This is a genomic window from Micromonospora sp. NPDC020750, assembly GCF_044334565.1.
Taxonomy (GTDB): domain Bacteria; phylum Actinomycetota; class Actinomycetes; order Mycobacteriales; family Micromonosporaceae; genus Micromonospora.
The window spans coordinates 275,267-287,429 of the sequence record NZ_JBIRTH010000011.1 but is presented as its reverse complement, the minus strand read 5'-3'; the positions used below and the strand labels follow the sequence as shown (position 1 = coordinate 287,429).

General features: G+C 74.7%; 9 protein-coding genes and 1 pseudogene. 7 read left to right on the top strand and 3 right to left on the bottom strand.

Going from position 1 to position 12,163, the window contains the following annotated elements; translation table 11 throughout:
- A partial coding sequence (locus ACH4T9_RS28395; protein WP_396674074.1) for a LamG-like jellyroll fold domain-containing protein occupies positions 1 to 3,027 on the top strand: 3,027 nt, incomplete at its 5' end.
- A 67-nt stretch (positions 3,028 to 3,094) separates the two neighbouring features.
- Here the strand turns inward: ACH4T9_RS28395 and ACH4T9_RS28390 are convergent.
- Positions 3,095 to 4,135, bottom strand: coding sequence for an App1 family protein (locus tag ACH4T9_RS28390; protein ID WP_396674075.1), 1,041 nt, complete (start codon positions 4,133 to 4,135; stop codon positions 3,095 to 3,097).
- A 130-nt stretch (positions 4,136 to 4,265) separates the two neighbouring features.
- Between ACH4T9_RS28390 and ACH4T9_RS28385 the strand changes: the two genes are divergently transcribed.
- The 4 genes from ACH4T9_RS28385 to ACH4T9_RS28370 all read left to right on the top strand — a co-directional run bounded on the left by ACH4T9_RS28385 (position 4,266) and on the right by ACH4T9_RS28370 (position 8,602).
- The gene (locus ACH4T9_RS28385) at positions 4,266 to 5,879 is read left to right on the top strand and encodes a hypothetical protein (RefSeq protein ID WP_396674076.1); all 1,614 of its coding nucleotides are present in this window, start codon (positions 4,266 to 4,268) and stop codon (positions 5,877 to 5,879) included.
- A gap of 68 nt (positions 5,880 to 5,947) precedes the next feature.
- Positions 5,948 to 6,745, top strand: a complete 798-nt coding sequence (gene yaaA, locus ACH4T9_RS28380; RefSeq protein WP_396674077.1) for a peroxide stress protein YaaA — start codon at positions 5,948 to 5,950, stop codon at positions 6,743 to 6,745.
- 131 nt (positions 6,746 to 6,876) lie between these two features.
- Positions 6,877 to 7,569, top strand: a complete 693-nt coding sequence (locus tag ACH4T9_RS28375; protein ID WP_396674078.1) for a hypothetical protein — start codon at positions 6,877 to 6,879, stop codon at positions 7,567 to 7,569.
- Positions 7,570 to 7,648: 79 nt separating this feature from the next.
- Positions 7,649 to 8,602, top strand: coding sequence for a TAXI family TRAP transporter solute-binding subunit (locus tag ACH4T9_RS28370; protein WP_396674079.1), 954 nt, complete (start codon positions 7,649 to 7,651; stop codon positions 8,600 to 8,602).
- A gap of 229 nt (positions 8,603 to 8,831) precedes the next feature.
- Here ACH4T9_RS28370 and ACH4T9_RS28365 read toward each other — a convergent pair.
- Positions 8,832 to 10,196: pseudogene (locus tag ACH4T9_RS28365) on the bottom strand (ATP-binding protein); the annotation flags it as partial.
- A 6-nt stretch (positions 10,197 to 10,202) separates the two neighbouring features.
- Complete coding sequence (locus tag ACH4T9_RS28360; RefSeq protein WP_396674080.1) at positions 10,203 to 10,859, bottom strand: response regulator transcription factor; 657 nt, start codon at positions 10,857 to 10,859, stop codon at positions 10,203 to 10,205.
- A gap of 153 nt (positions 10,860 to 11,012) precedes the next feature.
- Here ACH4T9_RS28360 and ACH4T9_RS28355 point away from each other — a divergent pair, with 153 nt between their 5' ends.
- On the top strand, positions 11,013 to 11,351 hold the full coding sequence (locus ACH4T9_RS28355; protein ID WP_396674081.1) for a DUF952 domain-containing protein: 339 nt from the start codon (positions 11,013 to 11,015) through the stop codon (positions 11,349 to 11,351).
- 158 nt (positions 11,352 to 11,509) lie between these two features.
- Positions 11,510 to 12,049: an acyltransferase gene (locus ACH4T9_RS28350; RefSeq protein WP_387018632.1), complete on the top strand. Its 540-nt coding sequence runs from the start codon at positions 11,510 to 11,512 to the stop codon at positions 12,047 to 12,049.
- The last annotated feature ends 114 nt before the right edge of the window (positions 12,050 to 12,163 follow it).

Sequence of the window (12,163 nt, the reverse complement as noted above, 5' to 3'; positions counted from 1 at the left end):
GACACCCAGAGCTGGAAAGAGTTCCTCGAAACCAGCCCCACCCTCACCATCCGCTACAACCACAAACCCAACAAGCCGGCCGGCCTGACAACCTCCCCGAAGACCGTCTGCGCCGCCGCCACCCCGACGGTCGTCGGCGACGCCTCGGTCTCCCTCTACGCCCCGGTCTCCGACCGCAACGGTGGCACCCTCGGCGTCACCTTCAAACTCTGGAAGACCACCGACACCACCGAGACCGCCCTGGCCACGTCCAACCCGAACCTACTGACCTACTCCTCCGGCTCGACGGCGGTACTCGTCGTGCCCGTGGCCACGCTCCGGGCAGCGGCCAACGGCATACCGACGAAGTTCTCGTGGAAGGCACAGTCGACCGACTTCCGCACCCCCAGCGACTGGGCGGAACCCTGCAAGTTCGAGTTCGACCCGACCCGGCCGGGGATGCCGGCCGTCTCCCACCCCGGTGATCTGACCACCACGGTGGGCGAGCCGGCGACCTTCACCATCACCAAGTCCGAGAGCAACAACGGCAGTACCCCGACCGGCTACGTCTACCAGCTCAACGCCGGACCCCCCGGCGACATCCCGGCCGACACCAACGGCAACGCCACGATCAACGTGTCGCCCACCCGGTTCACCAACACCCTGACCGTGACCAGCGTGTCCACTGGCGGCAACGTCGGCGAGTCGGCCAGCGTCACGTTCAACTCGAACCCGGCCGCCACCGCCGCCGACAGCGACCTCACCGGCGACGGCGTGGCCGACCTGCTCACCGTGGGCGCCGCGAACGGCCTGCCATCCGGACTGTGGCTGGGTTCCGGCAGCACCGAGGGCACCGCCCTCGCCGCCACGGACATCGGCGCGCGGGGCAACGGCGTCACCGGCAACAACGCCCCCGCCGACTTCGACGGCGCCCAGGCCATCGCCGGCCGCTTCACCGGCACCGGCCTTCAGGACGTCCTCGTCTACTACCCCGGCGGCGTCAACCCCGGCGGCGCCGGCGTCCTGGCCGCCAACGGCGACGGCTCCATCATCCAGGCCCAGCGCAGCGGCAACCAGTTCAGCGTCGACTCCGGTCAGCTCCACGACGAGAAGGGCAACCAGCCGATCCAGCTCGCCAACGCCGGCGACAGCCGCCACCTCGGCAGCCCGTACCCCGACCTGATCGGCACCAGCGGGGACGCCACCAACGGCTACCACCTCACGTACTACCCCAACATCGGCATGCCCAACGGCTTCAACGGCCCCGAGGCCATCACCGCCGCGACGCCGAACGGCGGGACGGACTGGAACAACTGGACCATCACCACGGCCCAGCTCGCCGGGGGCACGGCCATGTTCCTGTGGAACCGCACCACCGGCGCCCTGCACCTGTGGACCGGCCTGAGCTACACCGACGGCACCGGGCAGCTCACCTACACCCCCTACCTCCTGTCCACCAACTGGAACACCGGCGCGCCCCTCACCCTGCACGCCGCCGCAGCCGGCGACGGCGACGGCACCGCCGACCTGTGGGCCACGGGCGCCGGCGGCAGCACCACCCGGTGGAATGTCACGGACCTCGCCGCCGGCACCCCCGGCACCGGCACCGTCAGCGCCCGGCCCGCCCAGAACCTGATCACCGCCGACCACGCCTGGCAGCTCAACGACGGCGAGGTCGTACCGGGCACCTTCACTGCCCGCGACACCGTCGGCGCCCTGCACGCCACCGGCACCGGCGGGGTCGACTGGAGCACCGGGGACATGTTCGACCCCGACGTCCGGTTCAACGGCACCAGCGGCACCCTCACCACGGCCGGCCCGGCGGTAAGCACGAACAACGACTTCACCGCCTCCGCCTGGGTCAAGCCGACGGCCTTCGGCGGCACCGTCCTGTCCCAGAACGGGACCAACACCGCCGGGTTCAGGCTCTACACCGACGCCACCGACAGGTCCTGGCGCTTCGCCATGCCCCGCACCGACGTGGCCTCGCCGACGTACGACACGGCGAGCGCGGGCGCGAACAGCGCCCGGCTCGGCGTGTGGACGCACGTCATGGTCAACTTCCAGAAGTCGCTGAACCTGATGACCATCTACCTCAACGGGGCGAACGTCGGCCGGGCCAGCCACAGCACCGTCTGGAACGCCACCGGCGGGTTGCGGATCGGCAGCCACCGGACCGCCGCCACCACCTACGGCGGCTGGTTCGCGGGCGAGATGGCCTTCGTCCAGTCCTGGAACGAGGCGTGGAGCGTCGCGCCGGCCCCGGTGGCCCAGTACGCCAATATCGTGGCCACCAAGACGGACGGCTCGCTCTGGTACTACCCCAACAGCGGGAACACCTCCCAGCCGTACGGGTACGGCAACCTGATCGGCAGCGCGTGGAACTCCTTCGACCGCGTGATGACCGGCGACATCAGCGGCGACACCCACCCGGACATCATCGGCACCAAGCCGGACGGCACGCTCTGGTACTACGGCAACAACGTCAACCTGAACCCGGGCAAGCCGTACGGCACCGGCAGACAGGTCGGCGCCGGCTGGGATCAACTGCCGAAGACGACGGCCGGGGACATCAACGGCGACGGGTACGCCGACATGATCAGCATGCGGCCCGACGGCAAGTTGATCTGGCACCACAACCGGTGGGCGACCAACTCGCTCTCCCCGTTCTACGGCAACGGCGCCGAGATCGGCACGGACTGGACCGTGTTCAACCGGATCATGGCCGGGGACATCAACGGCGACGGGTACGACGACATGATCGCCACCAAGTCCGACGGCACCCTCTGGTACCACCCGAACAACTACGTGAACAGCCCGACCTCGCCGTTCACCACGTCCGTCCAGATCGGCACCGCCTTCAACACGTTGAACCGGATCGTGCCGGGCGACGTGAGCGGTGACGGCTACGTCGACCTGGTCGCGACCAAGGCCGACGGCACGCTCTGGTACTACGCGAACAACATCAACACCAACACCGACGGCAAGCCGTACAAGTCCGGGCGGCTCATCGGCACCAGCTGGACGATGTACAACCGGATCTTCTGATCCGTGGGGCGACGGGGTCGGTCGTGGCGCGAGCCGCGGCCGGCCCCGTCCGCTGTCCTGGGAGAACTCAGACCAGGCCGGCGTCGCGCAGCAGCTTCCACAGCCCCGCGCCGTCGGGGGCGGAGAGCCACTTCTGCCCCACCGGCCCGGACGACGAACTGCCGGACGGGGTGGGCAGGCTGCCGGCCAGCACCGACTGGGTGGGCGAGAGGCGGCGGATGGCCACCCCGGCCACGTTGTCCGGGTGCCCGGCGGCGAACTCCCGGTAGATCTCCGGGTCGTGCTGGCCGTCGTCGCCGATCAGCAGCCAGCGCACGTCGGGGAACTCGCGGGACAGCCGGGCAAGGGTGGCGCGCTTGTGCTCCCGGCCGCTGCGGAACCACCGGTCGGCCGTCGGCCCCCAGTCGGTGAGCAGCAGCGGGCCGGCCGGGTAGAGGTGCCGGGACAGGAACCGGGTCAGTGTCGGCGCGACGTTCCACGCGCCGGTGGACAGGTAGAACACCGGGGCCCCGGGGTGGGCGGTGACCAGCCGCTCGTAGAGCACCGCCATGCCGGGCACCGCGTTGCGGGCGTGCTCGTCGAGCACGAAGGTGTTCCACGCGGCGAGCAGCGGCCGGGGCAGCGCCGTCACCATGACCGTGTCGTCGATGTCGGACAGGATGCCGAAGCGGACGTTCGGGTCGAGGACGCGGATCAGCGCCTCCACCGGCTCGGCGTCGGCGACGCTCAGCCGCACCGACGACCAGCCGGGCGTCAGGTCGGCCTCGACCACGGTGTCGACGAAGCCGCTGCGGTCGGCCTTCGCCTCGTGCTTCACCCCGCCGGCCTCGATGGTGACCGTCACGTGCTTCGCGGGCAGGGTGGTGAAGCTGCGCCAGCCGCGCACCTTGTCCAGCCGCTGCCCGGACCGGGTGTCGGGGCGGCCGAGCAGCACCCGGCACAGCACCCGCGCCCAGCCCGGGGCGCCGTAACCGGCGTACGCGACGATGTTGGTCTGCCACCCGGTGCGACGCAGTCGGCGTTCCACCAGGTTGTGCACGGCGTCCTCGATCCGCGCGGCCCGGTGCAGGTTCGGTAGGGCAAGTTCGCCCGCGGTGGTGGGTGGCACGCTGCAACCCTGCCACACCCCGGCGGGGACGGCCACGCGAGGCGGGGACGAGGGGGTTCTCCCCGATCGACCCCGGTCCGGACCGCGTGCATGACAGACTCCGGTCGGGGCGGCGACGGGGGCGTTGGTCGTGTCGACACGTGTGCAGCACCGCGGGCGGTGGCGCCCGTCTGACCGGCCGGCGCTGGTGGCGCTGCTGCTCGGGCTGGCCGGGTTCGGCTACCGGCTGGCGCTGACGCTGCTCACCCTTCCCGGGTCGAACAGCGACGAGGCGACCTTCGGCCTGGCCGCTCTGCACATCGCCGCCGGCCGGGAGCAACCGGTCTTCCTGTACGGCCAGCGCTACATGGGCATGCTGGAGGCGTACCTGGCGGCGCCGCTGGTCGCCGCCGCCGGGCCGAGTTGGCCGGTGCTGCGGCTGCCGATGCTGGCGCTCTGGGCGATCTTCGCGTGGCTGATGTACCGGCTGACCCGCCGGATCTGCTCGCCGTGGTGCGCCGTACTGGTGGTGGGGCTGCTCGCGCTCGGCCCGGAGCGGGTGGTGCGGGACCAGTTGACCGTGGTGGGCGGCCGGCCCGAGGTGAAACCGGCCGTGGCGCTGGTGCTGTTGATCGCGCTGGGGCTGGCCGACGGGAGGATCGGGGCCCGGCGGCTGGCGGCCGGGGCGGCCGGCCTGCTCGCCGGGGTGGCCGTCTGGTCGGACTGGCTGATCGTGCCGTACCTGGCGGCGGCCGGGCTGCTGCTGGCCTGGGTGCTCCGCCGGGAGCTGCTGGGCTGGGCGGGGGCACTGCTGGTGGCCGGGTTCGCCGTCGGGGCGGCGCCGCTGATCGCCGACAACCTGCGCGCGCCGCCCGGGCAGGACTCTCTGTCGGTCCTGCGTCGGATCAGCGCCGCCGCCGGACCGGCGCCGCCGCTGGCCGACCGGCTGCGCGGCGGGCTGCTGGAGGGGGTGCCGCTGGCCACCGGGCTGTGCCCGGTCGACGGCTGCGCCCGCTGGCAGCAGTGGTTCGGCCTGCTCTACCCGGTGCTGCTGGCGGGCGCCGCGGTCCTCGCGCTGGCCGCGTACCGGCGGGCCGCCGGCCGGCCGGACGCCGACCGGGTCGGGCCGGCCACGCAGCTCGCCCTGGTCGCGGGCGCCGGCCTCACCCTGGCGGCGTACGTCCGCAGCCCGCTGGCCGCCACCGACCCGCTGGGCAACGCCCGTTACCTGTCGGTGCTCCAGCTCTCGCTGCCGGTGGCGTTGTGGCCGCTGTGGCTGGCGGCGAGGGTCGTCTGGCGGGGCACGGCGGGGGTCGTCGGGCGGCTGGCCGGCGCGTCGGCCACCGCCGCGCTGGCCGGGCTGGTCGCCACCGCGCTGGTCGCCACCGGCCTGTTCGTGGCCGGCGCCGGAGGGCTGCGGGCGGAGGAGCGGCGGGCGCGGGAGTTGGCCGACACGGTCCGCCGGGCCGGGCTGCGCACGGTGTACGCCGACTACTGGACCTGCAACCGGCTGGTCTTCAACACCGCCGAGGCGGTGGTCTGCGGGGTGCTCGACGGGGACCTGACACCGGGACAGAACCGGTACCGGCCGTACTGGCGGCAGGTGGGGCGGGCCGACCGCCCCGGGTACGCACTGGCGGCCGGCGGCCCCGCCGACCGGCGGCTGCGGGAGCTGCTCGGGGCGGGGGCCAGCTCTGCCCTGCTCGCCGAGGTCGGCGGCTATCGCGTATACCACCCGGAGACGGCCGTGCGGCCGTGGCGCTGACCGGCGGGCCGTACGCTGGCCGGACCGGCACGCGCCGGCGCGCCGCCGCACCGAGGAGTCGTACCGAGATGCTCATCCTGCTGCCGCCCTCGGAGGGAAAGGCCGACGCCGGCACGGGCCGACGGCTGGACCCGACCCGGCTGTCCCTGCCCGAGCTGGCCCCGGCCCGCGCGGAGGTGCTGGCGGCACTGGTCGGCCTCTGCGCCGGGCCGGACGAGGCGGCGGCCCTGGACGCGCTGGGGCTGACCCCGGGGCTGGCCGGCGAGCTGCGCCGCAACGCCCGGCTGGAGCGGGCGGCCACCGCCCCGGCGGGCCGGATCTACACCGGCGTGCTCTACGAGGCCCTCGACCTGGCGACGCTGCCCCCCGCAGCGCAGCGGGCGGCCCGCCGGTCGGTGCTGGTCAGCTCCGGGCTGTGGGGGGCGGTGCGGCTCACCGACCGCATCCCGCCGTACCGCTGCCCGATCGGGGCGCGGCTGCCCGGGGTGGGGGCGCTGTCGGCGTACTGGCGGCGGGAGCTGGCCCCGGCGATGGTGGCGGCGGCCGGCGGCGGCGCGGTGCTGGACCTGCGCTCGGGCGCGTACGCGACGACCTGGACGCCGGGCGGCGAGCTGGCCGGGCGGACGGTGACGGTGCGGGTGCTACACGAGCGGAACACCCCCGACGGGCCGGTCCGGTCGGTGGTCAGCCACTTCAACAAGGCGACCAAGGGGCGGCTGGTGCGCGACCTGCTCACCGCGGGGGCCCGCCCGCGCCGCGCCGGCGAGTTGGTGACCGCGCTTCGGGACCTGAAGTACACCGTCCTGGAACAGCCGGTGACCGCCGGACGGCCCCGGGCGGTGGACGTCGTGGTGACCCAGTTGTGACGGATCGCGCACAGATGGGCGTCACCGACAGCGACTGTCGCAAGATTTCCTCAAGGCTCGCGGCCACGGCTACCACGGGGCCGCGCGGGAGGCCACGGTAAGGGGAACCTGACGCCGACAAGGAGACTGTGGTGGCCCCCGAACCCACGCTGCTCGACCGGCCTCGTCTTCCCACGACCCCGCCCCCGCTGGACTGGCTGACCCTCGCCGACGCGTTCGAGGTTGCGTGCCTGCTGCGCTGCGCCTCCGCGCCGGCCGCCCCGGCCGGGGCGGGTCGCCGTCCCCCGGCCCCCGCCCGCGTCGGCCAAGCCGCCGAGTTCAACCGGGAGGACGCGGCGCACCGGATGCGCCAGCTCCTCGCCCGGCTGGAGATCCCGGCCGGGCACGAGGTGACCACCGGCGGCCTGCGCCGCCGCTTCGAGCTGCACCGGCTCCAGGTGCCCCGCGAGCACGCGGCGACGTACGCGACGCTGGTGGAGATCGGCTGGCGGCAGGGCCGCCGGGAGCTGCTCGGCGGGCCCGTAGCGGGCGCGTCCACGGCCCGCCGGGTGTGGCGGCCCCGGCTCGCCGCCGCGGCCTGGCGGGCGGCGCTGCTGGCAGGCGGCCGGCACGTCCGGCGGCACATCCTGGGGATCCGGCTGACCGACCGGGAGCTGGCCGCCGTGCTGGTCCGGGGTGCCGCCCTGCTGGAGGTGCCGGCACTGCTGCGGCCCGGGGCGGGCTGCTACGTGGTGAGCGTGGCCGACGGCTCGGACCGGGACCGCATCCTGCAGAGCGTGACCCTGGACCCGGCGACCGGGCCGGGGGTGACCGCGGTCGACTGAGGACCGCCGGCCGGCGGAAGCGGAACGCGGCCGGCCGGCGGGCTTGCGCCGGGAGCGTCGCACGCGCAGAGTGCACCGGGTGAGCCGTAGCTGGTCTGTGCCACCGCGCGCCGCCGGCGTGGCCGTGTTGCTGTTGGTGCTGGTGGCTGCGCCCGGGCTCGCCGGCTGCCGGGACTCGCCGAGCGAGCCGATCCAGATCCGGATCGCCACCGGCAGCCCCACCGCCGTCTACCACGCGTTCGGCCAGTCGCTGGCCGCCGTCCTGAACCGGGAGCTGCCCGGGGTGCTGGCCAGCGTGGTGGTCACCGCCGCGTCGGCGGAGAACATGCGGTTGCTCGACACGGGCGACGCCGAGCTGGGCTTCACCCAGGCCGACGTGCTCCCCACCGGCCGGGAGGACCACCCGAGCGTACTGGCCGTGGCCCGGGTCTACGACGACCTGCTACACCTGGTCACCAGGGCCGACGGCCCGGTCCACTCGGTGGGCGACCTGCGTGGCCGGCGGGTCTCCGTGGGGGCGCCCGGCTCCGGCACCGAGGTGACCGCCACCCGGCTGCTGGAGGTCGCCCAGCTGGGCGGGGTTACGGTCCGCCGGGAGCGGCTGGGGCTGGACGCCTCGGTCGACGCGCTGCGCGCCGGGCGGATCGACGCCTTCTTCTTCTCCGGTGGGCTCCCGGTGCGCGGCGTCGAGGAACTGACCGCCGACGGCGCCACCAGGATCGTCGACCTGGGCGATTGGACAGAGCCCCTGCGGCGCAGCTACCGGGAGGTCTACGTCTCCCGGGACATTCCCCGCTCGGTGTACGGGGTCGAGCCGGTCACCACGGTGGCGAACCCGAACTACCTGGTCGTCCGGGCCGACCTGCCGGATCCGCTGGTCCGGGAGGTGACCCGGCTGCTGATGGAACGCCGGGCCGAGCTGGCCGCGGCGCACCCCGCGGCGGGCCGGATGAGCCCCCGCTCGGCGATCGCCACCGTCCCGCTGCCGCTGCATCCCGGCGCGGCCGACTGGTACCGGTCGAACAAGCCCTGACCCGTCAGCCGGCCGGGGCCACCGTTCCGCCGGTCAGCGCTGCGTCCCGGGCCGACGCGGCGTCGCCGGTCGGCCCGGCCCCACCCGGCGGCCCGGCCCCACCCGGCGGCCCGGCCCCACCCGGCGGCCCGGCCCCACCCGGCGGCCCGGCCCCACCCGGCGGCCCGGCCCCACCCGGCGGCCCGGCGGTGCCCGGCGGGAGCGGGTCGGGGGCCGTCGCGGGGTCGGGGGCGGCCGGGAACCAGAGGCCGGCCACCAGGCCACGCGGCTGCGCCAGGCGCATGGTGAGCCGGCCGTCGGAGGCGTCGACCAGGACCGCGACGATGGTCAGCCCGAGCCCGGCGCCGTCGACGTTCTGCACCTCGGGGGCCCGCCAGAACCGCTCGGTGGCCTGGTCGAGCTGGTCGAGGGTCATGCCGGGGCCGGTGTCGCGGACCTCCAGCGCGACCCCGTCGTCGGCCGCCCGGACGTCCACGGTCACCTCCCCACCCGCGCCGCTGAACTTGACCGCGTTGTCGATTAGCGCGTCCAGCGCCTGGTCCACGGCGGTCGGCACGGTCCGGGCGTACACCGGATCGACGACCGGGGCCAGTCGCAGGGCGACCGCCCGGTGCCGGGCCAGCGGCTGCCAGGCGGCCACCCGGGACGCGGCGACCGCCGCGGCGTCCACAGTGACCCGTTCGTTCTCCTCGCGCTCGGCGCGGGCCAGGGTGAGCAGGGCGTCCAGCAGCAGAGCCAGCCGGTCGGTCTCCTCCAGCGCCAGCCGGTGCTCGGCCCGCCCCGGCTCGTCGGTCAGGCTCGGCCCCAGCTCCTCCACCCGCAGCCGCAGCGCGGTCAGCGGGTTGCGCAGCTGGTGGCTCGCGTGCGCGACGAAGGCCCGCTGCCGGTCCATCACGTCCGACACCGCGTCGGCCATGTTGTTGAAGCTCACCGCCAGGCGACGCAGCTCCGGCGGGCCCATCCGGTGCTGCACCCGGGCCCCCCGGTCCCCCTCCGCGATCTCGTGGGTGACCGCGTCCAGCTCGGTCACCGGGCGCAGCACCCAGCCGGCCAGCCCGAACGCGGTCAGCACGCAGGCCAGCACGGCGAAGATGCCGATCGCGGCGAGGAGCAGCCACCACGCGGTGACGGTGTGCCGGACCCCGTCCGCCGGGGCGGCGATCACCACCGCCCCGAGCACCTCACCGCCGTCGTTGATCGGCACCGCCACCACGACCGGCCCGCCGGTCCACGGCCACACCGACTCCGGGACGCTGAACTGCTGCCCGGACAACGCGTTGTCCAACGCCGCCTCGGTGCCCGGCCCGACCTGCCAGCTGCGCGAGGCCACCACCGTGCGGCGGTCCCGGTCCACCACGGCCGCGCCGATGCCGTACAACTCGTCGTAGCTGCTCAGCTCGCCCCCGATCGGGCCGGGGACGCCGCCGCGCAGTGCCGGCCCGGCCAGCGAGGCGAACCGGGTCGCGTCGGCGAGCCGGTCGGCGCGCACCTCGTCGGTCTCCCGGGTGGCCAGGGTGGTGGCGAGTGGCGTCTCCAACGCGATGAGCACCAGCACCATCAGCAGCAGGTAGCTGATGACCAGCCGACGACGCACCGCCCCTCACTCCCCGCGCAGCCGGTAGCCGACCCCGCGGACCGTCTCCACCAGCCGGGCGTCGCCCAGCTTGCCGCGCAGCGATCCGACGTGCACCTCGACGGTGTGCCGGTCCGCCCAGGTGGTGCCCCACACGTCGAGCAGGATCCGGTCCCGGGGCACCGCCACCCCGAGCTGCCGGGCCAGCGAGAGCAGGATGTCGAACTCCTTGCGGGTGAGGGTCACCTCCCGACCGTCGACTGTGACCGTCCGCCCGGCGACGTCGATGCGGACCGGGCCGGCCTGGATCACGTCCCGCTCCGGGGCGGCGTGCGCGGCCCGGCGCAGCACCGCCTCGATCCGGGCCTGGAGCTCGACCATCGAGAACGGCTTCACCACGTAGTCGTCGGCGCCCAGTCGCAGGCCGAGGACGCGGTCGCGTTCCTCGCCCCGGGCGGTGACCGCGATGATGCCGAGCTGGGCGCTGCGCCGGCGCAGCACCCGGCACAGGTCGGTGCCGTCGCCGTCGGGCAGGGTCAGGTCGAGCAGCACGAGGTCGCAGGGCGCGGCGGACAGCGCCGCGGCGACGGTGGCGGCGTGCTCCACCTCGTAGCCGCGGCGGGTCAGGGCGGACGACAGGGCGGCGGCCACCCGTCGGTCGTCCTCGACCAGCAGGATGCGCACCCCGGACCTCCGTTCCTCGTTCCTCGGTCGTCGAATGGTCGCAGAAGCACCGCCCGGACGGGAGGGCCGGCCGGTCAGACCCTTCCCGCCGGCCGAGGGCCCGGCCGGGGCGAGTCCCGGGTCGCGGGGCCGCGGTCGCCGTAGGCTGCCGGGGTGATCTACAAGCTGCTGGCCACGACCGAGTGGGACACCGCCCGAAACGCCGGGCACTTCGCCGGCTCGGCGGTGGACCGCCAGGACGGGTTCATCCACCTCTCCGCCGCCGACCAGCTCGTCGAGACGGCCCGGCGGCACTTCGCCGGTGCCACCGGGCTCACCCTGCTGGCGGTGGATCCGGCGGCGCTCGGTGCGGCGCTGCGCTGGGAGCCGTCCCGGGGCGGGGCGCCGTTCCCGCACCTGTACGGGACGCTGCCGGTGACCGCCGTGGCCGCGGCCCACCCGCTGCCGGCGGACGTCCCGGCCGCCGACGCGGTGGCGCGACTGCTCCGCTGAGGGATCGCTATGCTCACCCGAGTCCGCGCGCCGGCCGGGGTGACCGCAGCCCGCCGGCGGGCGTGGCAGTCCGATCCGCGCGGGCGGCCGGCACCCGTCGCCGTCCCGACGCGGCCACCCGCCGGCGCGACGGCGCGCCCCGAGCGATGCGAGCAGCGATGACTGACACCACCGACCGACCCGACGTCTTCGTCCACCCGAGCGCCGACGTGGAGGAGGGCGCCCAGGTGGGCGACGGCACCAAGGTCTGGCACCTGGCCCACATCCGGTCGAGCGCCCGGGTCGGCGCCGGCTGCGTGATCGGTCGCAACGTGTACGTCGATGCCGGCGTCACCGTCGGCGACCTCGTGAAGATCCAGAACAACGTCTCGGTCTACCAGGGCGTGACCATCGAGGACGAGGTCTTCGTCGGCCCGTGTGCCGTGTTCACCAACGACTTCCGCCCCCGGGCGCAGAATCCGGACTGGACCATCACCCCGACCCTGGTCCGCCGGGGCGCCTCGATCGGTGCGAACGCCACCCTGGTCTGCGGGATCGAGGTCGGCGAGTACGCGATGATCGCCGCCGGTTCGGTGGTCACCCGGGACGTCGCGCCGTACCAGTTGGTGGCGGGCAACCCGGCACGACCCAAGGGCTGGGTCGACGAGCGCGGCGAGGTCGTCTCCCGCGACGCCGACAACCCGCCGCAGCGCGGCTGACGACATGACCGGGCGGGGGGGGGGGGGGGCCCCCCCGCCCCCCCCCCCCCCGCCCCCCCCCCCCCCCCCCCCGCCCACCCCCCCCCGGCGGGGGGGGGGCCGGGCCCCGGGCAA